Annotated in this window: 19 protein-coding genes; 7 read left to right on the plus strand and 12 right to left on the minus strand. The window is 71.3% G+C overall.

The window, feature by feature from the left end:
* Positions 1-16 precede the first annotated feature (16 nt).
* The 3 genes from ACQP1V_RS23960 to ACQP1V_RS23970 form a co-directional block, all read right to left on the minus strand.
* The gene (locus ACQP1V_RS23960) at positions 17-3,721 is read right to left on the minus strand and encodes an FHA domain-containing protein (RefSeq protein WP_433411884.1); all 3,705 of its coding nucleotides are present in this window, start codon (positions 3,719-3,721) and stop codon (positions 17-19) included.
* 49 nt (positions 3,722-3,770) lie between these two features.
* Complete coding sequence (locus tag ACQP1V_RS23965; protein ID WP_433411886.1) at positions 3,771-4,214, minus strand: CBS domain-containing protein; 444 nt, start codon at positions 4,212-4,214, stop codon at positions 3,771-3,773.
* Positions 4,215-4,371: 157 nt separating this feature from the next.
* Entirely contained in the window at positions 4,372-5,805 is a 1,434-nt protein-coding gene (locus ACQP1V_RS23970; RefSeq protein ID WP_433411888.1) for a hypothetical protein, read from the minus strand.
* 183 nt (positions 5,806-5,988) lie between these two features.
* On the opposite strand from ACQP1V_RS23970, the gene ACQP1V_RS23975 reads away from it, so the two are divergent.
* Together ACQP1V_RS23975 and ACQP1V_RS23980 are read left to right on the plus strand one after the other, a co-directional pair.
* Positions 5,989-6,645: a response regulator transcription factor gene (locus ACQP1V_RS23975; protein WP_433411890.1), complete on the plus strand. Its 657-nt coding sequence runs from the start codon at positions 5,989-5,991 to the stop codon at positions 6,643-6,645.
* Positions 6,642-7,796 carry a sensor histidine kinase gene (locus tag ACQP1V_RS23980; RefSeq protein WP_433411892.1) on the plus strand — a complete coding sequence of 385 codons (1,155 nt, stop codon included), beginning with the start codon at positions 6,642-6,644 and terminating at the stop codon, positions 7,794-7,796. Before ACQP1V_RS23975 ends, ACQP1V_RS23980 begins: the two co-directional genes overlap by 4 nt.
* A 49-nt stretch (positions 7,797-7,845) precedes the next feature.
* On the opposite strand, the gene ACQP1V_RS23985 is transcribed toward ACQP1V_RS23980, so the two are convergent.
* On the minus strand, positions 7,846-9,141 hold the full coding sequence (locus ACQP1V_RS23985; RefSeq protein WP_387414444.1) for a sensor histidine kinase: 1,296 nt from the start codon (positions 9,139-9,141) through the stop codon (positions 7,846-7,848).
* A 249-nt stretch (positions 9,142-9,390) separates the two neighbouring features.
* Positions 9,391-10,536, minus strand: a complete 1,146-nt coding sequence (locus ACQP1V_RS23990) for an epoxide hydrolase family protein (protein WP_433411895.1) — start codon at positions 10,534-10,536, stop codon at positions 9,391-9,393.
* Positions 10,537-10,588: 52 nt separating this feature from the next.
* Between ACQP1V_RS23990 and ACQP1V_RS23995 the strand changes: the two genes are divergently transcribed.
* The gene (locus tag ACQP1V_RS23995; RefSeq protein WP_433411896.1) at positions 10,589-11,554 is read left to right on the plus strand and encodes a helix-turn-helix transcriptional regulator; all 966 of its coding nucleotides are present in this window, start codon (positions 10,589-10,591) and stop codon (positions 11,552-11,554) included.
* Between the two features lie 259 nt (positions 11,555-11,813).
* Complete coding sequence (locus ACQP1V_RS24000) at positions 11,814-12,296, plus strand: hypothetical protein (RefSeq protein ID WP_433411898.1); 483 nt, start codon at positions 11,814-11,816, stop codon at positions 12,294-12,296.
* Positions 12,297-12,304: 8 nt separating this feature from the next.
* Here the strand turns inward: ACQP1V_RS24000 and ACQP1V_RS24005 are convergent, their stop codons facing one another.
* A complete protein-coding gene (locus ACQP1V_RS24005) occupies positions 12,305-13,882 on the minus strand; it encodes a FadD3 family acyl-CoA ligase (RefSeq protein ID WP_433411900.1) in 1,578 nt (525 codons plus the stop codon).
* A 176-nt stretch (positions 13,883-14,058) separates the two neighbouring features.
* Between ACQP1V_RS24005 and ACQP1V_RS24010 the strand changes: the two genes are divergently transcribed.
* From ACQP1V_RS24010 to ACQP1V_RS24020, 3 genes are all read left to right on the plus strand, one after another.
* Entirely contained in the window at positions 14,059-14,868 is an 810-nt protein-coding gene (locus ACQP1V_RS24010; protein ID WP_433411902.1) for an SDR family oxidoreductase, read from the plus strand.
* A 275-nt stretch (positions 14,869-15,143) separates the two neighbouring features.
* A complete protein-coding gene (locus ACQP1V_RS24015; protein WP_433411904.1) occupies positions 15,144-15,602 on the plus strand; it encodes a DUF5990 family protein in 459 nt (152 codons plus the stop codon).
* A gap of 555 nt (positions 15,603-16,157) precedes the next feature.
* Positions 16,158-16,607, plus strand: coding sequence for an ester cyclase (locus tag ACQP1V_RS24020; RefSeq protein ID WP_067133297.1), 450 nt, complete (start codon positions 16,158-16,160; stop codon positions 16,605-16,607).
* A 240-nt stretch (positions 16,608-16,847) separates the two neighbouring features.
* On the opposite strand, the gene ACQP1V_RS24025 is transcribed toward ACQP1V_RS24020, so the two are convergent.
* Genes ACQP1V_RS24025 through ACQP1V_RS24050 form a run of 6 tightly spaced genes read right to left on the minus strand, consistent with a single transcriptional unit; the run spans position 16,848 to position 22,722 of the window.
* A complete protein-coding gene (locus tag ACQP1V_RS24025) occupies positions 16,848-17,771 on the minus strand; it encodes a MaoC/PaaZ C-terminal domain-containing protein (protein ID WP_433411906.1) in 924 nt (307 codons plus the stop codon).
* Complete coding sequence (locus ACQP1V_RS24030; RefSeq protein WP_433411908.1) at positions 17,768-18,952, minus strand: lipid-transfer protein; 1,185 nt, start codon at positions 18,950-18,952, stop codon at positions 17,768-17,770. The genes ACQP1V_RS24025 and ACQP1V_RS24030 overlap by 4 nt, the downstream gene beginning before the upstream one ends.
* Complete coding sequence (locus tag ACQP1V_RS24035; protein ID WP_433411911.1) at positions 18,949-19,428, minus strand: MaoC family dehydratase; 480 nt, start codon at positions 19,426-19,428, stop codon at positions 18,949-18,951. The genes ACQP1V_RS24030 and ACQP1V_RS24035 overlap by 4 nt, the downstream gene beginning before the upstream one ends.
* On the minus strand, positions 19,425-20,540 hold the full coding sequence (locus ACQP1V_RS24040) for an acyl-CoA dehydrogenase family protein (RefSeq protein ID WP_433411913.1): 1,116 nt from the start codon (positions 20,538-20,540) through the stop codon (positions 19,425-19,427). The genes ACQP1V_RS24035 and ACQP1V_RS24040 overlap by 4 nt, the downstream gene beginning before the upstream one ends.
* A complete protein-coding gene (locus ACQP1V_RS24045; RefSeq protein WP_433411915.1) occupies positions 20,540-21,559 on the minus strand; it encodes a bifunctional MaoC family dehydratase N-terminal/OB-fold nucleic acid binding domain-containing protein in 1,020 nt (339 codons plus the stop codon). The genes ACQP1V_RS24040 and ACQP1V_RS24045 overlap by 1 nt, the downstream gene beginning before the upstream one ends.
* A complete protein-coding gene (locus ACQP1V_RS24050; protein WP_433411917.1) occupies positions 21,556-22,722 on the minus strand; it encodes an acyl-CoA dehydrogenase family protein in 1,167 nt (388 codons plus the stop codon). The genes ACQP1V_RS24045 and ACQP1V_RS24050 overlap by 4 nt, the downstream gene beginning before the upstream one ends.
* Between the last annotated feature and the right edge of the window lie 21 nt (positions 22,723-22,743).

The following is a 22,743-nucleotide window of genomic DNA, read 5'->3' on the forward strand; positions in this document are numbered from 1 at the left end:
TTGTCACGATCGAGCGTCAATCGGGAAGCGGTAGCGGACCACCGTGGCCGGGCAGGCCCCGGTCGGCCGGGATCCTCTCCTCGGCCGGGTCGTCGGCGGTGACGCCCTGGCCACGGGTCTGCTCGGCGAGGCGCTCGTAGTAGGCCGAGACCGCAGCGAGCGCCTCGCGCACCGCGTTCAGCAGCGTGGCCCCCGCCTGCTCGACGACGTCGGCCTCGTGGATCTCGAACGCCCGAATTCCTGCCAGCACAGCGGTTTTCAGGTCGCGCAGCAGTTGGACGTCGACGTACGCGTAGCTGCGGCACAGCGCCGCAACCCGCCGGAAGTCGTCCCCGGCGAGCAGCAGTTCCTTTACTGCGGACACGGAATTCCGGGCCAGCCCGACATCCGGCCGCGCGGACATGGCGGCGAGATCGGTGTCGAAGGAGCGGATGTCCAGGTGCGGGTCGCAGAAGCCGACGGTGAGTTGCCACAGGGTCCGTAGATCCTCGTGCACCAGTCCGTCCAGATAACTCACCAGGAACCGCCGGTGCGCCTCGAGGACGTACTGCGCCTTGAAGGGCGTCAGCTCCCGCGGATCTTCGCCCGAAGTGGTGACCGACGTCGTGAATCCGTAGTCGGCGGTCAACGCGTTTTCCATGCCGGCCAGCAGATACACGAACCGCACCCAGGTCCGGAACAGTTCTTCCAGCGGCAGCGCGCGCAGACCGTCCTCGGTGAGCACCACGCCCCACCGCGCACCGAACTGCAGCCGGCGCAGATGGCCGATCTGATACATCGCGAGTTGGGCGTCGATCTCGGCGTGCGCGTGGTGCAGCACTTTTCGATACGCCGCGGTCGCGTCGAGCCCGACGTGATTACGGATGATGTGCGGCCCGCCGATGTGCAGGTGCAGGAATTCGCTGACGTCGAACACCGCGCCGCCGATCGCCATCCAGTAGCCCGCGTCGGCGGTGTTGTGCTGCGCCAGATCCGACACCTCGAAGCGGGGCCCCTGCTGCGCGTGGCCCAGATAGGTGGTGAAGACGTCCTGGCCCAGACGCCCGTCGGCCACCAGCTGGCGGAGGAATTCGCGTCCGTCTCCGGGCACGATGTCGGTCAGCGCCTGGAGCACGGAGACGGCGAACCGTGCGCTGCCGCAGACGTAGACGAACGCGCCGCGCCCGCCGTCGTCGGTGGACCGCAACAGCTCCCAGAGTGCGTCCGCCTCGGCGCGGATCACGTCGTCCACCCGGCGCCGCTGTCCGGCGTGGACGACATGGCGGCGGCCGTCGAATCCGATCGCGGCGTCGGCGCGGGAGAACGCGACGACGAGTTTCAGCCGGCCCGCGGCCGCCGCCGCGTCCACGTCTGTGCGTTCGACGAATTCCTCCGGCGTCCGGATCCCCAGATAGAGCCGGTTCTCGCCCGACCCCGTGCGCGCCGCGACGAACCCCAGGAACGGGGCGATCCCTGAGCCGGCCGCGAACATGACGACGGGCCGGGCCGGATCGGCCGGCAGCCGGAACCGGGGCGTGGGGACGATCTGCAGCGACAGCCGCTGCCGGCCCTCGACGCTCGCCCGGCGCAGGAAATGCGATGCCGTGCCTTGCCGTTCCCGCGGGTACGACCACGGCGTCCGGGCGGAGGTGTAGTCGAGGCCGGCGACCACCAACTGCAGCGTGGTGGCCGGTTGGCCGGGCGGCGGCGCCGAGGCGATCGAATACAGCCGGAACGGCTCGGGCGGAATCACCGCGCAGAACGCGTCGTCCTCGCGCGGATCGGCCTTCCACAGCCGGGTGACGTCGTATCCGCCCGCGTACAACAAGTTCAGGACGTCCCACAGCTCCCATTGGTCTTCCATACGGGCGTCCACCACTCGCTGCCACGAACCCACGGCCGTCAGTTTCACCAGCCGTTTCGCCACCTGCCGTCCGACCGGCCGGAGCCGGGCGAAGCGCAGCAATGTCCGCAGCGGCAGCACGTCGACCTCGCCGTAGCCCGCCCGGCAGGCCACCGCCGCTCGCCACTGCGGGGTGAGCCGTACCAGCTCATCGCCGGTCGCCTGCAGGGCGGCGACGGTGCGGCGCACCAACTCGTCGTCGTTCTCGGCCAGCACGCCGACCCGGTCACCGGGCAAGTGGTGCACGCCCTGCCCGGTGACGTCGATCTCCAGATAGCAGGTCCAGGCGCCGGACGCTCCGGTGACGACACGGCCCCGACGAGCGGTCCCGAAGACCACCGGCGGACCCACCGGGGGGCGGCGCTCGTCGCGGACGACGGCCAGCTCGCCGTCCACCTTGTCCCAGGTCCGGTCCTTGAACAGTCCGGTGAAACGGGCGCCGGTCGTCACCTGCCGGCCGACCTTGAACGCCACCTCCAGGAAGCCGTACGCCTTGATGCGGTGCAGGCCCATCCAGCCGCGGTCGCCCACATAGGCGTCGAGCATGGCGTTGTAGATGCCGCGCAAAGCGCTGTTGCGGGTGTCCTCGACGTACTGGCGCACCGACACCTCGCGTAACGCGGCCACCAGCTCCCGCCAGTGCCGCGGGAAGAATCCGGCGAGGTAGACGCTCTGTCGCCCGACCAGCGAGCCGTAGTCGCGGCGCTCGAGAAACGCGTCCAGCGCGTGGATCTGCGGTTGCGCGGTGCCGCTCGGACTGGGTGCGCCGTCGAAGATCGGGACGCCCGCGGTGCCGACCGTCTTGGCCCACAGCACCTGGTCGAGCGGATCGCGGCCGCGGGGGTTGGGATCGATCTTCGGATAAATGGCCTGGGTGACGTGCCACAGCCGGTCGAGGATCACCAGTAGCGCGCTTTCCAAGGCGGCCGGATCGTCCGCGACGACGGCCTCCTGAGCATCCAGCATGGCGCCCAGCACGGGTGTGAGCCCCATCGCGAATTCGGTGGTGACCAGGTAGAACACCCGCTCCGCCGCGTTGTTCCAGGTCGGCACGAGCAGGTCCATGTTGTCCAGCGCCCGTGGCCCGGCGGGATCGCGCAGCCGCCAGTTGTAGAAGAACAGATCGATGTAGGAGACGGCCGGGATCTTCTTACCCAGTCGACGCGAGACCGTGGTCCACGGTCGCAGCAGCGACGCGGGCAGAGCGGTCGGCGGATCGATCGCCATGTACTGATAGGCGTGGGCGAAAACGCCGAGCAGCGTCGAGGCGCGCAACAGGTATCGGTCGGGCAACGCCTCGGGCCGGGCGTCGAGCACCGGCATCGCATCGAACGCCCGGCGCAGCGACAGCCCGCGGAACAGGCCGGGGAGCCGGTCGGTCATCTCGTCCCAGGCTCGGTGCGATTCCGGGAAGGCCAGCAATGGCAGCTCGGCCGGCAGGAATCCGTGCGCAAGCGACAGGAAGCCGTCGAGTTCGTGCCCGACCTGCCGGTTGTGCGCCTCGGCGGCCTCCACCACGCGTCGTGCGGCGACGCGCGGCGACCCGACCGGCCGCAGCACGGTCAGCTGGTCCGGATCGACGAGCGCCGTCGCCTCCGGATCGAGGAACGTCCACGTCAGCTCGTATCGGCCGATCCGCATACGATCCCCGGGGACGAGCACCCGGCGCGTCACCCGGGTGTCGTTCACGTAGGTTCCGTTGGAGCTGCCGAGATCGGTGATCACCAGATGGTCGTCGACGATCTCCAGCCGCGCGTGGCGCCGGGAGACGGCGCCGTCGTCCAGCACCACCGCCGCCGCACCGCTGTCCCGGCCGAGAGTGGCCGGCAGCGCACACACCCGCTCGCCGGTCTCCCGGGTGTGCCGATCGGTGAGAATCAGCCGGAGTTCAGGAATGGTAGATCACCGCACGGCACAGATCGGCCCGGGACAACGTGCCCACGAGGGTCCCGTCGTCGACCACGGGAAGCCTTCGGATCCCGCGGTCGATCATCACGATCGCCGCCCGGGCAAGTTCGTCGATCGATCGGACCGTCGCCGCGTCGCGCACGACGAGAGGGTCGATGACGCGGTCGGCGAGAGCGCGGCCCCGCTCCAGGAACACCCGGAACGCGTCGGCGAGCGTGCCGCCGGCGGCGGTCACGTCGTCGAAGCCGGGGAGCATGGCCCGCACCAGGTCCTCCTCGGACAGTGACCCGGCGAACCGGCCGTCGTGGTCCAGGACCATCAGCTGGCCGACCTCCGACACGCTGACCATCTCAGCCGCCCGCCGGATGGTCGCGCCGAGCCGTATGTAGGCCGGGAACGCCGTCATGACGTCGCTTACGAGCACGCCACCTCCAGGTCCGCCCCGCGGTCGTCCCGCACAATCGGTTACCTGGCCGCTCATCCAGAACAATCGTCCGCGAGTACGAATTCGTTACGAATGCCGGGTACAGCCACCGGACGCGGTCGGCACGCGGCCGGTGGGTGTACTGGTCACCGGCGCTTCACCGAGCGGTCGCGCGGCGGCCCCGGCGGGCGCGCCACAGGCTCGCCGCGCCCAGGGCCGCGGCGATGCACGCGATCGGGACCGCGGGCAGCATGTAGCGGTGGTCGAAGTCGAGCGCGGCGATCGGCCCGACGAACAGGAACATCGCCGCGGCCCACGGCAGCAGCGCCGGACGCCGCCGCCCGATCGCGCCGAGGCCGCCGAGCAGCAGGACCACGCCGAACAGCGGACCGTGCAGGACGTTCGGGAAACGGTAGCCCGCGAAGAACGTGTCGTAGGGCGCGACGGACGCCATCCCGCGGATGGCGGGGTCGTACTCCACCCGGACCTGGTGGATGAGCGGGAACGAGGGCAGCGGCCACGAGCCGACCGGAAGCGACAGCGCCGGGACGACCCGCTTCGGGTGGCTCACGGGCGTCCACGCGAAGGCGAGCGACGCGTCGGAGACGACCTCGCGCAGGTAGTCGAGAGGCTGGGCGGCGATGGCGCGCAGCGCGAAGGACCTGGCCAGGTCGTTGTGGGAGAAGCGGTCGCCGGGCAGCCGGTTGAGCGAGGCGTCCGCGGCCCACACGTACTCCCCGGCGGCGTCGACGACGGTGCCGTTCGGGCAGAGCCGCGCCTCCTCGGCCGGCGGCTTGATCTTCGAGCAGTCGGCGAACGTCATGGTGCGTGCCCACAGCGCCACTCCGTCCGAGCCGCTGAGCGCGAAGCGCCCGTGGTGCTGCTGATACCAGCCCGCGTAAGCGGCGAGCGGCAGCGTCCCCGCGATGGCCAGCGCGACCACGTGCCGCCAGCCGACCCGCTGCAGGACCAGGTAGAGCACGAACAGGACGAGCAGCGGCGCCGCGGCCGTCCGGGTGAGCCCGGCCACCGCGAGCAGCACCCCGGCCACGGCGGCGGACCGCACCGAGGGCTTCGCCCGCCACATGAGGACCGTCAGCGCGGCGATGACGAGGAACGTGACCTGGGTGTCGGAGAGCACGGAGTGTTCGAGCCGCAGGAACGACGGGTTGAACAGCACGGGCACCGTGGCCAGCGTCGCACCCCACGCGGGCAGTGAGCGGCGGCGCAGCAGGAGATAGATCATCAGGCCCATGCCGAGCCCCATGACGTGCTGCAGCCCGACCACGAGCGAGACGCTGTGGAACGGCCAGAGCAGCCGCAGGAAGAACGAGTAGCCGGCGGGATGGAACGCGCCGCCGGGCTTCAGATGGACGGCCGTGTCCAGGTACGTGAACGAGTCGTACCAGTAGAGCTGGGCGGTGTTGTAGCCGAGCATCACGACGGCGCGCAGCGCCGCCGCCAGGGTGATCACGACGACGAACAGGCTGTGACCCGAGCTGAGCGCCCGGCGCAGGCGGTGGCGCGCGCCACCGCCCTCCGTGACCGGTTCGGTCTGTTCTGTCTGGACGCCACCCGGTGAGGTGAGCATGGATGGTCCCCCTGATCCAGGGCCGGGCGGTTCCCGGCATCAGAGGAGAACTGAAACCGATGATCGTTAAACTCGGCGTAACCTGATCCGGTTATGTCCGCGTTATGGCGTTGATGGCAGGGTGGCGCGATTCAACGGCATTTGACGAACAGCTCGACGGCATCGCATGACATAGGGGGCACGTTGCGGGTATTGGTCGCCGAGGACGAGCGGATGCTCGCCGACTCGATCGCGGAGGGGCTGCGCGGGGAGGCGCTCGCCGTGGACGTCGCCTACGACGGGGAGGCGGCGATGGAACGGGTCCGCGTCAACGACTACGACGTGCTGATCCTGGACCGGGACATGCCGGGCATGCACGGCGACGAGGTGTGCCGGGCCGTGGTGGCCGACGCCGTGCCCGTGCGCATCCTCATGCTCACCGCGTCGGCTGACGTGCGCTCCCGGGTGGCGGGCCTCTCCCTCGGGGCCGACGACTACCTGCCCAAGCCGTTCGCGTTCGAGGAGCTGGTGGCCCGGGTCCACGCGCTGGGCCGCCGGGTCCGGGCGGCCGATCCGCCGATCCTGGAGCGGGCGGGCATCCGCCTGGACTGGGCGCACCGGCAGGCGTTCCGGGACGGGCGCTACGTGCCGCTGGCGCGCAAGGAGTTCGGCCTGCTGGCCGAGCTGCTGCGCGCCCGCGGGGCGGTGGTCTCCGCCGAGACGTTGCTGGAAAAGGTGTGGGACGAGCACATCGACCCGTTCACCAACACGGTGCGCACCACGATGATGAAGCTGCGCCGCAAGATCGGCGACCCGCCGGTCATCGAGACCGTCACCGGAGTGGGGTACCGGATCCCGTGAAGAGCAGCGTCCGGTTCCGGTTCGCCCTCGCCTGCGGCGGGGTCTTCGTTTTCGTCGGGGTCCTCCTGGTCGCGGCGCTCGCCTTCGTCGTACGGCAGAGCCTGGAACCGCGTGACGGGCTCCGGCAGCCGCGGCAGATCAACGCCGCGGGGCGCACCATCTGGCCCGGCACCGACGAGTACTACATCGCCGGGCAGCGGGTCGCGCAGGTCAGGCGCGTCTACCAGGCCGACACGATCAAGAACGTGCTGGTCTGGGGCGGCGTCGCAGTCCTTGCGGGCGGCGGGGTGGCGGCGGCGGCCGGCTGGCGGGCCGCCGGATGGGCGATGCTCCCCGTCCGGTCGGTCACGGCGCGCGCGGTGCGCGTCGCCCAGAACCACGACCTCACCGAACGCATCGCCCACACGGGGCCGGACGACGAGGTCAAGGAGCTGGCCGACACCATCGACATCGTCCTCGCCCGGCTGTCCCGCTCGTTCGACGGTCAGCGGCGGTTCATCGCCAACGCCTCGCACGAACTGCGCACGCCGCTCACCATCAACCGCACGCTGGTGGACGTGGCGGTCCGGCGGTCCGACGCGAGCGAGGACGTCAAGCGGCTCGGCGAGTCCCTGCTCGTGGTCAACACCCGGCACGAACGGCTGATCAACGGCCTCCTCGCCCTGGCCGAGGGCGAGCGGGAGGTGCTCGACCGGCGGCCGTTCGACCTGGCCGACGTGGCCGAGCACGTGATCGACCTGGCCGCCGGCGAGGCCAAGGAGCAGGGCGTGACCGTCCACCGGCTGCTCGACCCCGCGCCCACCGCGGGCGAGGCCGTCCTGGTCGAGCGGCTCGTGCAGAACCTGGTGGAGAACGCGATCCGGCACAATCACACGGGCGGCGAGGTGTGGGTGTCCACCCGGCGGCGGACCGACCGGGTGGAACTGGTCGTGTCCAACACCGGCCTGCCCGTGCCGCCGTACGAGATCGAGACGATCTTCGAACCGTTCCGGCGGCTGCACGGCGACCGGCTGCGCTCCGACCGGGGCAGCGGGCTCGGGCTGTCCATCGTCCGGGTGGTCGCCGAGGCGCACGGCGGCACCGTGACCGCCGACCCCCGTGAGGAAGGCGGCCTCACGATCGCCGTCGAGCTGCCGCAGGAGAGCGCCTGAGACCCCGGGGCGTGGGGCCGGGCACCGGACCGTCGGCCTGCCGTGCGCTTCAGGAGCGCAACGGCAGGCGGAGCACGAACCTGGCGCCGCGCGGGGAGTCGCCGATCGTGAGCGTGCCGCCGTGGCTCTCCGCGATCTGCCGGGCGATCGGCAGGCCGAGGCCGGTGCCCCCGGCGTCCTTTCTCCGTGAGGCGTCCAGCCGGGCGAAACGCTTGAAGACGATCTCCCGTTGATCGGGCGGGATGCCGTCGCCGTCGTCCACCACTTCGAGCACCGCTGATCCGTCATCGCGAGCGACCTCGACCGTCACGTTGCGCTCGGCGTGGCGCTCCGCGTTGTCGAGAAGGTTGCCCAGGAGCCGGGACAGGTGCAGCGGGTCGCCGTCGACCACCACGCCGGGGGTGAGCTGCTCGGTCACCGTGACCTTGCGTGCCCGCCGTACCAGCTCGGACTTCACCAGCTCGGCAAGGTCGACGGGTTCGCGTCGTTCGGGAGCACCCGCGTCCAGGCGCGCGATGTCCAGAAGGCTGGCGACCATGACCTGCAGCCGTTCCAGGCTGCCCAGCACCTTACACGCGGTGCGCGGCCAGTCGGTCTCCTCCGGGTGGAGGAGCGCCTCATCGAGCTCGGTGTGCATGGCGGTCAAGGGGGTGCGCAGATCATGGGACGTATCGGAGGCGAAACGGCGCTGCTGTTCCACCGCGCGCTCCGCCCGGTCCAACGTCTGGTTCGCCCGTTCCGCGAGCCGGCGCAGCTCGTCGTGGAACCAGGGCACCGGCACCCGCTGGCTCAGGTCGCCACCGGTGATCTCGGCCAGCTTGGACGTCATCGCGTCCACCGGTGCAAGCGTGCTGCTCACAGCCCGGTAGGCAGCCAGGGCGGTGACCCCGACCAGCAGGATCCAGCCCCCGATGAGCAGGCCCAGCAAACGGGGGCTGATGTACCAGGGGACGTCGGAGACGACCATATGGAGCCGCCAGATCCCATCGGACACGTGGAAGGGAAAATAGACGCCGATCTTGCACTCGCCCGGGAAGGCCCGCAGGGTGCAGATGTCACTGGTCGCGATGTTGTCGGCACGGTAGATCAGCATCGTCATCGGTGGCGCGTTCGCCACGTTCGGTGTCGCCGCGACAAGGGAGCCGGAGGGGTCGAACACCTGGATCGCGGTGTCCGGATCCTTGGGGAGGTGGGAGACCGTGCCCTTCTGGCGTACCTCCTGACTGATCTGCACGGCCTTCGCGACGAGGTCCTTCGAATAGTATTCCCGGACATTATCCCGTACGTTCACCAGGATGAGGGCCGCGATGACAGTGCAGATCAGCGCCATGACGGCGGTCGTCATCGCCGTCAAGCGGGTTCTGATGGAGCATCGCTGCCATATGCGCACTCGAGCCATGTCATCGTCACACTAGGACAGCTTTTTTCCGTTAATGGGAGATTCAATCCCAAAAAAGACTAATTAGTGCGATATTCGGCGGGGTTCGGGGCCGCGTTTACCAGCGGCCCTGGCTGTTGCCCGACAGGAGGGCTCGGCCTTCCGACGCCGATCCGACGTGGGACCCCGGCGGTGGTGGCCGCCGGGGTCAGGAGCTCATCGGAGGGGGCGGAAGAAGGCCCTGACGTCCTCAACGAGCAGGTCGGGCGCCTCCATCGCGGCGAAGTGGCCGCCGCGGTCGAACTCCGACCAGTGCACGACGTTGTGTTCGCGCTCGGCGATCCGCCGGACCCCGGCGTCGCCGGGGAAGACGGCCACGCCGTGCGGCAGCGCGGAGTACTCGGCCACCGCTCCCCAGCCCTTCTGCCCTTCCTTGTAGAGACGGGCGGCTGAGGCGGCGGTCTGGGTGAACCAGTAGATGCTCACGTCGGTGAGCATCTGGTCGAGGTCCACCGCGTCCTCGGGCAGTTCGCGGGCCGGGTCGGTCCACTCCTTGAACTTCTCCACGATCCACGCCAGTTGCGCCGCGGGCGAGTCGTGCAGCCCGAACGCGAGGGTCTGCGGCCGGGTCGCCTGGATGATCGCGTAACCGGCCCGGTCCTGGTCCTGGTACTGGCCGAGGCGGGCGAGTTCCGCATGGGTGAGCCCCTCGAAGTCGGCCGGGTCGCCCGTCGGGAACCCGAGCGCGCCGTTGACGTGCACGCCGACGACGTTCTGGGGCGCGGCGCGGCCGAGCATCGGCGAGATGACCGCGCCGCTGTCGCCGCCCTGCGCGCCGTACCGCCGGTAGCCGAGCCGGTCCATCAGCTCCGCCCACGCCCGCGCGACCCGCTGCAGGTCCCAGCCGGTCTCGGTGGTGGGACCGGAGAAGCCGAACCCGGGGATCGACGGAGCGACGACGTGGAAGGCGTCGGCCGGGTCGCCGCCGTGCGCCGCCGGGTCGGTGAGCGGGCCGATGACCTTCAAGAACTCGGCGACCGAACCCGGCCAGCCGTGCGTGATGATCAGCGGCAGCGCGTCGGGTTCGGGCGAGCGGACGTGCAGGAAGTGAATGTTCTGCCCGTCGATGGGGGTCGTGAACTGCGCGAAGGCGTTCAGCCGCGCCTCGGCGGCACGCCAGTCGAAAGTGGTGCGCCAGTACTCGGCAAGTTTCTTCGCGTAGCCGACGGGGACCCCGTAGGACCAGCCCACACCGGGCAGTTCGTCCGGCCAGCGGGCCGCCGCCAGCCGACCATGCAGGTCGTCCAGCTGCGCCTGCGGGACATCGATCCGGAACGGGGTAATTCGCAGGTCGTCGTTCATGTCTGTAACAGTAGATACCGGTTAGGACAGATTCGGTCCTAGGATGGGCGCCATGTTGGAGACATCGGCGCGGCTGCTGCGGTTGCTGTCGCTGCTGCAGACCCCCAAAGACTGGCCGGGCGCCGAGCTGGCCGACCGGCTCGGGGTCTCGCACCGCACGATCCGCCGCGACATCGACCGGCTACGCGAACTCGGCTACGTCGTGCACGCCACCGCGGGCGCACCCGGCTACCGGCTCGGCGCCGGCACCGGGCTCCCGCCGCTGCTGCTCGACGACGACGAGGCGGTCGCGGTCGCCATCGGGCTCGGCACCGCCGCCGTCTCCGGCGTGACGGGCATCCAGGAGACCTCGGTTCGCGCCCTCGCCAAGCTTGAGCAGGTCCTCCCGTCCCGGCTCCGGCACCGCGTCGGTGACCTGCGGTCGGTCACGGTCCCGCTGGCTGGCCCGGCCGCCGCCGTGGACCCGGCCGTGCTCACCGCGATCGCCGCGGCCGTCCGCCACCGGGAAAGCCTGCGGTTCGACTACCGCTCCCACAACGGCACCGAGGACCGCCGCACCGCCGAGCCGTACCGGCTGGTGAACTCGGGCCGCCGCTGGTACCTGGTGGCGTGGGACACCGGCCGGGGCGACTGGCGCACGTTCCGCGTCGACCGACTGCGCCTGCACACCCCGAACGGGCCACGCTTCACACCCCGTGAGCCGCCCAGTGCCGACCTCGTCCGCTACGTCTCCGAGCGGATCTCCGTCGACCCGTACCGCTACCGCGGCCGGTTCACGGTGCACGCCCCGGCCGACATCATCGCCGCCCGGATGGCGCCGACGATGGCGGTGGTCGAGCCGGCCGACGACGGCACCTGCGTCCTCAACGCCGGATCGAACTCCCTTGACGAACTGGCCATGTGGATCGCGCAACTCGGCGTCCCGTTCCAGGTGCACGAACCGCCCGAACTCGTCGAGCACATCCACGCGCTCGGCACCCGCCTCGTCGACGCGGCCCGGCCGCACCCGCCCATCTGACACCCCACCCCGGCGGCCAGCTGCCCCGCTCCACCGAGGCGCTCCGGCCGGCCGCGTCTGCATGATGGAGGGCTTCCGCCACGGCCCGGCCACCGACAAGGGCGCCCGCTGGAACCCTGCCGGGCCCGGGGCCGGAGACGTCCCGCATCAGACCCGTTGTCTCCGGACCCTTGAAGCTTCCAGGTTCCCGTCCCCCGTGCTCGTACCTGATCATCTCAATGTCGGGGGACCGAAGCCGTTCAAAGGAGATGGAACCGCCATGCGCAAGACGAAGTCTCGCCTGACCCGGGCGGCCGGCGCGGCCGCCGCCGTTGTCCTCTTGGCGTCCGGGGTGGCCGTCGTGGGGGCGCCCGCCGCCTCCGCCAGCACGTGCACCGGTCGCTTCTGCGGCGCGGTGAAGAACAGGACCGGCCGGACGATGCACATCACGCTCAACCTCGGCGCCGGCTCGGGCCTCTGCAACGTGTGGAACTCGGGCGGTGGCACCGGGAGCAACTCCAAGCAAATGCGATGCGACCAGCAGGCGTTCGGCAACGGGACGAAGGGCGGCAACGGCACCGGCGTCGACGTCGACGCCTTCACGTTCAACAACGAGGGCTACCACGAGCGATTCTCGCGTGTCGGCCCCTGGCACTGGCGGACGAAGGGAGTCTGGACGAAGATCAGGGACGGGGAGATCGCCGACTGCGGCATCGGCGACTCCAACGAGATCTGGTGCACCGTGCTCGTACAGGCGGCCTGAGGCTCGGGTCAGGCGCGGGAGAGCTCGGCCTTCTGCACCTTCCCCGAGGCGTTCTTGGGCAGGCCGTCCACGACCACGACCTCGCGGGGCACCTTGAAGTTCGCGAGCAGGCCCCGGCAGTACTCCACGAGCGCGTCGGGGGCGAGGTCGGCGCCGGGGCGCGGCACGACGTAGGCGCGGCCGACCTCGCCCATCCGCCGGTCGGGGACGCCGATCACGGCCGCCTCGGCGACCCCCTCGTGCCGGGCGAGCACCTGCTCGATCTCGGCGGGGTACACGTTGAAGCCGCCGACCACGAACATGTCCTTGGAGCGGCCGGTGATGGTCAGGTTGCCGCGCTCGTCCAGGCGGCCGCGGTCTCCGGTCACCAGCCAGCCGTCCCTGATCGCGCCGGCGGTCGCCTCGTCGTCGTCGAGGTAGCCGAGCATCACGTTGTAGCCGCGGACGAGGACCTCGCCGTCCTCCCCTGCCGGGACGTCGCGGCCCTCCGGGTCCACGATGCGCAGCTCCACGCCGTCGATCACGCGGCCGGCGGTGTTCGCCACGGTCGCGTCGTCGTCGTCCAGCGAGCAGGAGGTGACGGTGCCGCACGACTCGGTCAGCCCGTACGCGGTGACGACCTCGGGGAACAGCTCCGCCCGCATCCGCCGCACCAGCGCGACCGGCACCACCGCCGCGCCGGTCACCGCGAGGCGGAGCGAGGAGAGGTCGAACCGGGACCGCCCGGGCGCGTCCAGCAGCGAGACGTAGATGGTCGGCGCCCCGGGCAGGACGGTGATCCGCTCGGCCTCGACCAGCCGCATCGTCTCGCCGGTCTCGAAGACCGGCTGGAGCACCATCGTCGCGCCCCGGAGCAGGCAGGCGATCACGCCCGCCTTGTAGCCGAACGAGTGGAAGAACGGGTTGACGATGAGGTAGCGGTCGCCGTGCCGGACGCCGGTCCGGTCGCACCACGACCGGTAGGTGCGGACGTTCTGCTCGTGGGTGCATATCGCGCCCTTGGACCGGCCGGTCGTCCCCGAGGTGAACAGGATGTCCGCGATGTCGCCCGGGGCGACCGACGCCGCCCGCTCCGCCGCCCGCGCGTCGGTGACGCCGCCCGCCTCGGCGAGGAAGGCGTCCCAGGAGGTCGCGCCGGGCCGCGGCTCGGCGTCGTACGTGACCACGGTGGCGAGGCCGGGCAGCCCGGGGACGCCGCCGCCGTTCCCGGGCACGCCGAGCATGTCCAGGTAGCCGTTGCCGAGGAACCCGTCCTGCGCGAAGAGCATCCGGGCCCGGCTCCGCTGGAGCAGCCACCGGGCCTCCTCGCCCTTGTAGCGCGTGTTGACCGGCACGACGACGGCTCCGGCGGCGAGCGCGCCCAGAGCGGTCACGATCCACTTCAGGCTGTTCGGCGCCCAGATCGCGATCCGGTCGCCGCGCTCGACACCGAGCGCGACGAACGCCCGCGCCGCCTCGCGCACCCGGTCCCGTAACCGCGTGTACGTCACCCGGTCGGGGCCGTCCACCACGGCCTCGACGTCGGGGAAGTCACGCGCGGCACGCTCCAGGACGGACGGAATCGTCAGTATGTCGTTGTCGATCATGCTGCCTGCCTTCGGTGGGAGCCTCTCGGGTTCCGGGGGGAGACACCGCGACGGGAAGACGCCGCGACGCCCATGATCCGGCCGTGCGGCGCCCGCCGCCCAGGCTGTCCCGGTGGCCGGTACGGAGCCCCCGCCGGGCGCCGCGCGCCCGTAGCCTCCGGTGGGCCGGTTCGACCGTGAACGAGAGGACCACGATGAACGTGACGATCGACTTCGGCGGCCGCGCCGTACTCGTGACCGGGGGGACCAAGGGCATCGGCTTCGTGATCGCGGAGCGGTTCCTGGCCGCGGGCGCCGAGGTGGCCGTGTGCGCGCGCAACGAGCCGGACGTCCTGCCCGGCGCAGGCGGCCGGACCGCCCGATTCTTCCCGGCGGACATCCGGGACGCCGCGGCCGCCGCGGCCCTGGTGGAGGGCGTCGTGGCCGAGTTCGGACGGCTCGACGTCCTGGTGAACAACGCCGGGGGGTCGCCGGACGCGGACGCCGCCACCGTCTCGCCCCGGTTCGTGCGGCGTGTCGTGGACCTGAACCTGCTCGCGCCGTTCTACGTAGCGCAGCCGGCCAACACGGTGATGCGCGAGCAGGAGACCGGCGGGTCGATCATCAACATCGGCAGCGTGTCCGCGCACGACCCGCAGCCGGGCACCGCCGCCTACTCCGCCGCCAAGGCGGGCCTGCTCGTGCTGACCCGCGCGCTGGCGCTCGAATGGTCCCCCAAGGTGCGGGTCAACCACATCACGACCGGGCTGATCCGCACCGAGGCCGCCGCCCACATCTACGGCCCGGACGAGGGCGCCTCCGTCGCCGAGGTCATCCCGATGGGCCGCATGGCGGTGCCCGGCGACGTGGCGGACACCTGCCTCTACCTGGCCAGTGACCTGGCGTCCTACGTGACCGGCGCGGACATCGCCGTCCACGGCGGCGGCGAGATCCCGGCACGCTACCTGGCGGCGCGGCAGCTGGGCGGGCCGGTTCCGAGCAGGTAGGAGATCGGCAGGTCGGCCGGCCGCCGGAACGCGGGCCGGGGCTCGGGAGGGTGTCGAGGACTCCCGAAAGAGGCGGGCGCCGGCTTCACTGCCCTTGTCGTGGGTGACGCTGACACAGATGTTCCTCAACCCGGATTGCGTCCGGAAGCCTGGGTGCCCGATACGGGTGCTCACAAGCGCGCAAGGTCGCTTGCGAGAACGAGGGCGCGTTTTTCACAAGATGCATGGCACCCTGGCGACGGCCGAACGCGATGAGTCCGGGGGATGATGCTGGCGTGCTGATCCGTATCGAGGCGTTGACCCTTCCAGGGCGGGAATGTGGGCAGGCACCCGGGTTCCCCGGATACCGCAATATCCATGTCGGTGTGCAGCGACGGGAGCGCCGTGACGAACTGCTCAATCTGCACCGCGGAGATGCCCCGTCAGCGGTCTGGGAGTTGGATGTGACCGCGACCCATCGGGAGACCGGGTGGGATCTTCGGGGCCCGTTTGTGCAGGGCCGGCCGGGTGGCCGATTCGTGTACTTGTCGTGGGGGACGGTTGATGACGCCGGGGTGTTCTCGATGTTCCGGCGGGCGAAGCTGTGGTTCGACAGTATTCCTGCCGATGTGCTGGACGCTGCGGTGCACAACGGGCTGCTGGTGGCTCGGCTGGGGCTGACGGATTCCCGTGGTCAGCCGTTGTGCGCGGCGATCCGCCCGCCGCTGGTGGAGTGGTCCGCCCCCGCAGACTGAAGCCCCCGCCCCGATGGAGAGGCCAGGTGCTGGTCGATCAGTTCGGTGACCTTCAGGGGCCAGGAGACCAAGTCCACGAGCGTGTCGTTCGCCGTCCTGTACAGCTTCTCGTAGGGCACGGGGCAGCGGCTGGTCCGTCGCAGTCTGCGATTGGAAGGGCACGGTGGGCTGGGATGCCTACGAGTAGCTGTTTGCCGAGATCAGTGTGCGAGTCGTCTGCTTCCCTACGCCGCGGGCGTGTCGAGCACGCTTCTTCGCGAGAAGCTCCGCAGGCTTCCTGCAGCCGCCTGGAGGTGACCGCATGACCGAGACATCACGGACGCCCACGGGCTTGCGACTGCCATGAAGATCCGTTCGATTCATGACGTGTGAAAAGCCGGAAGCAGTGCGTTCAGGGCTCCCTCCGACAGGGTCGCTCGGTCGTTCCACCAGACACCCGGCCTTCGCCCGTGAATCTTCACCGCCAACCTCACGTATCGGCTTCGACCAGCGTCTTCGAAATGTCACCACGCCTGCTGGCGGACCGGTGGCGGTCACCGACAAAAAGGACAACCCATGTCGCTCGAGAAGAACAAGGCCATTGTCGGCCAATGGTTTACGGAGTTCTGGGGCAACCCCTTCAACCCCGACATCATCGACGAACTCGCCGCTCCGGACATCCGGTTCGAGTACTCGCTGCACAAGCCCATGCGCGGTCGCGACGAGGTGCGCGAGTTCGCGACCAAGTTCCGCACCGCGTTCCCGGACCTCAACTTCTGGGGCACCGCGGACCTCATCGCCGAGGGCGACTACGTCGTCGGCCAGTGGGAGGGCGGCGGCACGCACACCGGGCCGATCATCTTCGATGACCTTCCCATCGGCTCCGCGCCGGCGGCGTCCGGCAAGACGCTCCGCTTCACCGGCACGACGGTGCTCAAGATCCAGGACGGTCTCATCGTCGAGGAGCTCGGGCTCGACGACGGTGTGAAGGTCCTTCAGCAGCTCGGAATCATCCCTACCGCCTGAGCTGAGCGCCCGCTCAAGCTGGTGCTCATCGAGGGCGAGGAGGGTCAGGACTCCCGCATGGACCCACCCGGCTTGACCGGCCCCACCGCACAGTGCGGTGGGGCCGCCGTCGCCGATCGGCACGGCGCTGATCGGGTTGCCGACCAGATGGCCCCCTTCGGTCCACGACGCGAAGGCTGCTCCACGGTCAGGGCGTCGCCGGCTTGCCGTACCTGCGGCAGGCTGACCACAAGGGCAGCGTCAGGCCGAGCTGGGCCCACGATCGCCGGGAGAACGCCGCCGCACTAACGCGCGGAAGCAGGCGCGGCCACCGGCGATCGCCGTCCTGCCGTCGGCGGCGGCCTCGAACAGCACCGCCGCCCCGTCGCCGGTGTCCGCCCAGGCGCGCGTGTCGAGCCGGTCGCCGGGGAAGACGGGGGCGGCGAAGCGGCCCTCCAACTCGACCAGGTCGGCGGGGTGCGCGCCCACGGCCGCGGCCAGCGGCAGGGTCACCGCCGCGAGCGTGCACAGGCCGTGCATGAACGGCCGGGGCATCCCGGCCGCCTTCGCCGCCTCCGGGTCGATGTGCATGTGGTGCCGGTCGCCCAGCAGCCGGTACAGCGCCGCCTGGTTGGGCGCGGTGCGGACCCGCAGCTCATGGTCGGCGGGCGTCTCCTGCGGCTTCGGGCGGGAGGCGCCGCGCTCGCCGCCGAACCCGCCGCGTCCCGGCGCGAAGAGCGACCAGGTGGCCTGGAAGCACGCGCTCTCCACCTCGACGTCGAAGACGGCCGCGCTGCCCTTGTCCCACACGGCCGCGACCCGGGCCCGCATCGTCAGCTCGCCGGACGCGGGCAGCGGCGCGCGCACCACGAGGCGCTGCGAGCCGTGCACCGCGGTGGCGACGTCGAACGCGCCGAGCGCGCCCAGCGCGTCCGGGGCCCACTGCGCCTGCGTCAGCGCGAACGTCGGCAGCACCCGCAGCCGCTCCTCGAACACCAGGTCCAGGTCGGCCGCCTCGGCGCCGACGGCGAGCGCGTAGAGGATCACGTCCCGCTCGTCGTAGGCGACCGTGCGCTCACCCAGGTCGTGGCCCGCCCAGGCGCCCGCGTCCCGCTCCGCCGTCGTCGGACGAGACACGTCGTCCCCCACATCCGTCGTGGCGGGGGCCTCTCCCCCGCCGCTCATCCGTCCGCTCCCAGCAGCAGGCCGCTGGTGGGCACGCCCGTGCCCGCGGTCACGATCACGTTGCGCACGTCGTCCGGCTGGTTCACCGAGGTGCCCCGGACCAGCCGGACCGCCTCGGCGACGCCGTTCATGCCGTGCAGGTACGCCTCGCCGAGCTGCCCGCCGTGCGTGTTGAACGGCAACCGCCCGCCGAGTTCGAGGTGGCCGTCCGCGACGAAGTCCTTGGCCTCTCCCGTCCCGCAGAAGCCCAGTTCCTCAAGCTGCGGGAGCACCAGCGGCGTGAAGTGGTCGTACAGGATCGCCGCGTCGACGTCGCCCGGCCCCAGACCGCTCTGCCGGTAGAGCTGGCCCCCGACCAGGCCCATCTCGGGGATGCCGGAGATCGAGGGCCGGTAGTAACTGGTCATCATGTGCTGGTCCGCGCCGGACCCCTGCGCGGCGGCCCGGATGACCGCGGGCGGGTGCGGCAGGTCGCGGGCCCGCTCGGCGGAGACCACGACCAGCGCCTGACCGCCGTCCGTCTCCTGGCAGCAGTCGAGCAGGTGCAGCGGCTCGGCGATCCAGCGCGACGCCTGGTGCTCCTCCAGGGTGATCGGCCGCCCGTAGAACCACGCGGCCGGGTTGACCGCCGCGTGCCGGCGGTCCACGACCGCGACCCGGCCGAAGTCCTCGCTGGTCGCGCCGTACTCGTGCATGTAGCGGCGGGCGAACATCGCGACCCACTGCGCCGGGGTGTTCAGCCCGTACGGGGTCATCCAGGCGTAGGCGGCCCGGTCGGCGCTGGTGTCCATCGGCCGCTCCGCCTGGCCGAGGCCGTACCGCTCGCCGGAGCGCTCGTTGAACGCGCGGTAGCAGACGACGACCTCGGCGGCGCCGGTCGCGACGGCCATCGCCGCCTGCTGGAGCGTGCCGCAGGCGGCGCCGCCGCCGTACCCGACGCGGGAGAAGAACGTCAGCTCGCCGATGCCGGTGTTGCGTGCGACGTGGATCTCGCTGTTGGTGTCGGCGGTGAACGTGACCAGGCCGTCCACGTCGGACGGCTTCAGCCCGGCGTCGGCGACCGCGGCGAGCACCGCCTCGCAGGCGAGCCGCAGCTCGCTGCGCCCGGAGTTCTTGGAGAACTCGGTGGCGCCGATGCCCGCGATCGCCGCGGCGCCGGAGAGGGGGCGGGCGACGTTCACGCGTTCTCTCCCTTCGGGAGCCGTACGACGACGGTGCCGGTCACGTGCGCGCCGAGGGCGTTCTCGCCGCGCACGGAGACCTCGACCCGGCCCTCCGCGTCGTCCTTCGCGGTGACCTCGCCGGTGAGCACCATGGTGTCGCCCGGGTAGTTGGGCGCGCCGAGCCTGATCCGGATCGCGGCGACGACCGCGGCCGGGCCCGCCCAGCGGGTGACGAAGCGTTCGACCAGGCCGTTGCTGGTCAGGATGTTCATGAAGACGTCCCTGGACCCGCGCTCGACCGCCAGCTCGGGGTCGTGGTGCACGTCCTGGTAGTCGCGGCTCGCGATCGCGGTCGCCACGATCAGGGTCCGGGTCAGCGGGACGGACAGCTCGGGCAGCCGGTCGCCGACCGCCACCTCGTCGTACGTGCGGCCGGGCCCGCCGAGTTGCCGGACGGTGTGATTCACGGCGGCGTTCGCAGTGGTCTCTGTCATGACGTCACCGGCCCCGCCGCCAGCACCGCGCCGAGGCGGGCGAGATCCGCGCTCGCGCCGCCCAGCGTGCCGGAGATCTGTTTGCCCCACAGGAAGTGCCGGTGCACCGGATAGTCGACGTCCACGCCGATGCCGCCGTGCAGGTGCTGGGTGCGGTGGACGACGTTCAGCCCGGCCTCGCCCGCCCACCACTTGGCGACGAGCACGGCGGCATCGGCGGGTTCGCCCGCCTCCAGCGAGGTGACGGCCTGCCACATGGTGACCCCCATGGCCTCGATGTCGATGTAGCAGTCGGCGAGCTGGTGCTGCACCGCCTGGAACGTGGCCAGCGGGCGGCCGAACTGCCGGCGCTCGCCGAGGTAGCCGGCCGCGAGCCGCAGCGCCCCCTGGGCGACCCCGAGCTGGACGGCGGCCAGCGCCACCGAGACGCGCCCGATCGTCCAGTCGAGGACGCCGGAGCCGGGGGACCCGATCTCCTGCGCGGGCGCGCCGTCCAGGGTCATGGTGCCGCCGAGGTCGCGGCTCGTGGTCTCGGCCGCCTCCCAGGTCACGCCGTCCGCGTCGCGGGCGACCAGGAACAGCCCGGTTCCGCCGTCGATCCGGGCGGCGACCAGGACGTGCGCGGCGCCGAAGGGCGACGGGACGACCGCCTTGACCCCGGTCAGCCGCCAGCCGCCGGACCCGCCGTCGCGCACCGCCGCACAGCGCGGCGCGCCGGGTTCGTCCGGGCCGAACTCCTCCAGGGCGAGGGTGAGCCGCGACGAGCCGTCCACGGCGCCGGGCAGCAGGCGCGCGCGCTGCTCGGCGGTGCCGTGCGCGGCGACCGCGAGCGCGGCGACGGAGGCCGGCCACAGCGGGACGGGCGCCACGGCGCGGCCCTGCTCCTCAAGCAGGACGCACAGCGCGCCGAGTCCGAGACCGGCTCCCCCGGCCTCCTCCGGCGCGCAGACGCCGAGCAGTCCCGCCTTGGCCAGCTCGGCCCACAGGCTCTCGTCCACGCGCTCGGGCGAGCGCTCCACCTCGCGCGCCCGCTCGGGGGTGGCGCGGTCGGTGAAGATCTTCCGGGCCAGGTCGCGGATCGCTTCGAGCTCTTCGTCAAGGGTGAAGTCCATCAGTGGCCTTCCTGGGCGACCGGCCGGAACACCGGAAGCGATGACTCGGGGCCCGCGTCCACCCAGTCGAGGACGACCGGCATGCCGATCTCGACCTCCTCCGGGGTGACGCCGGCCAGGTTGGTGATCAGCCGGGTGCCCTCCGCCAGTTCGACGACCGCGACGATCAACGGGTAGTCGAACGCCGGATGGCGGGGGTGGTGGTTGACCACGAAGCTGTAGACGTGCGCGTCGCCGGACGCCCGCACGGTGTCCCACTCGAACGAGCCGCACTCCGGGCAGCAGGGGCCGGGCGGGTGGCGCAGCGTCCGGCAGGCGGCGCAGCGCTGGATCAGCAGCCGGCGCTCGCGGGCCGCCTCGAACCAGAACGCGTTGTCCCTATTGATCGCCGGCTGCGGCCGGGGCGCCCGCTCCTCGGGCCGTTCCCCCGTGTTGGCCTCGGGCCGTTCCGCCGCGGTGCCCTCGGGCCGCTCCTCCGGCCCCTGCGGCTTCTGCGGCTTCTGCTTGGGGCGGAAGCGCAGGATGCGCCAGCGCTGCACGGCCACGATCTCGCCGTCCTGGTCGTGGTACGTCCGCAACGACGTGATGAAACGGCCCGCGCCCAGCGCGGTGGCCTTCTCCGGTGAGATGGACTCGACCACCTCCCGCGCGGCGACGTGGTCGCCGGGCACCAGCTCGCGGTGGAACTCGAACTCCGAGTCGGTCGCCACCACCGAGGTGTAACCGCCCTCGGCGAGCAGGTCGGTCAGCTCGTCGGCGGGGCCGCCGCCGCCCTTCGCCGCCGCCGTCGCGGCGTACCCGCGCATCACCCACGCCTGCGCCATGGACGCGGGCGCGACGACGCCGTCCCTGCCGGTGGCGCGGGCGGCCTCCTCGTCGAGGTAGATCGGGTTGTCGTCCTCCATGGCCTCGACCCAGTGCCGGATCATCGGCACGTTGACCGGGTCCTGTCCTCGCCGCAGCGGGTGGATCTCGCGGCCGACGAACGCGCGCAGCCGGTCCTCGTACGCCGCGCTCATACGCCCCGCCCCAGCCGGGGCAGGCCGAGCCCCTGGGTGGCGACCATGTCCCTGAGGATCTCGTTCACACCGCCGCCGAAGGTGTTCACGATGCCCTGGCGGGAGAGCTGCTCGATCTGGCCGGCCAGCGCCGCGCCGGGTGAATCGGGCCGGATCCGCCCGGCCGCGCCGATGATGCCGGTGAGGGTGCGCTGCACGTCGATGTGGGTCTCGGTGCCGTACGCCTTGGCGGCCCCGGCCTCCGCGCCGGACAGGGAGCCGCGCGCCACGGCGCCGGTCATCTTCCAGTTGAGCAGGCGCATCGCCTCCAGCTTGGCGTAGGTGCGGGCGAAGTCCCGCTGGACCCACGGCAGCTCGATGGTCCCGTTCTCCCTGGCCCAGGCGAGGACGTCCTCCCAGAGCCTGATCATGCGACCGCCGAGCGCGGCGAGCCCGATCCGCTCGTGGTTGAGCTGGTGGGTGATCAGCCGCCAGCCGCCGTTCACCTCGCCGACGACGTCGGTCGCGGGCACCCGTACGCCGCTGTAGTAGGTGGCGGTCACGATCATGCCGCCCACGGTATGGATCGGGCTCCACGAGAACCCGGGCGCGTCCGTCGGCACGATCAGGATGGAGATGCCCTTGTGTTTCGGCGCGTCCGGGTCGGTACGGCAGGCCAGCCACACGTAGTCGGCGGTGTTCGCGCCGCTGGTGAAGATCTTGCTGCCGTCCACGACGAACTCGTCGCCGTCGCGGACCGCGCGGGTCGTCAGAGACGCGAGGTCGGTGCCGGCGTCCGGCTCGGTGTAGCCGATCGCGAAGACGATGTCGCCGGACAGGATGCCGGGCAGGAAGCGCCTCTTCTGCTCCTCCGACCCCTGGCTCATCAGGGTCGGGCCGACCGTGTTGACGGTGACGAACGGGAACGGCAGCCCGGCCCGCTGGACCTCGTCGAAGAAGACGTACTGCTCCTCGATCGAGCGGCCCTGGCCGCCGTACTCGACCGGCCACCCGATGCCGAGCCAGCCGTCGGCCCCGAGGCGCTTGACCACCTCGCGGAAGCGGTCGCCTCCGACGCCCTGCTCGCCGGCGCGGCGGCGTTCGGCCTCCGGCATGAGGCCGGCGAAGTACCTTCGCAGCTCCATGCGCAGCTCTTGCTGCGCGGCGGTCTCGCGCAGATCCATGTTCCGCTCTCCTACTCGGGT

This window comes from Microtetraspora malaysiensis (genome assembly GCF_050947145.1).
GTDB classification, from domain to species: domain Bacteria; phylum Actinomycetota; class Actinomycetes; order Streptosporangiales; family Streptosporangiaceae; genus Microtetraspora_A; species Microtetraspora_A malaysiensis.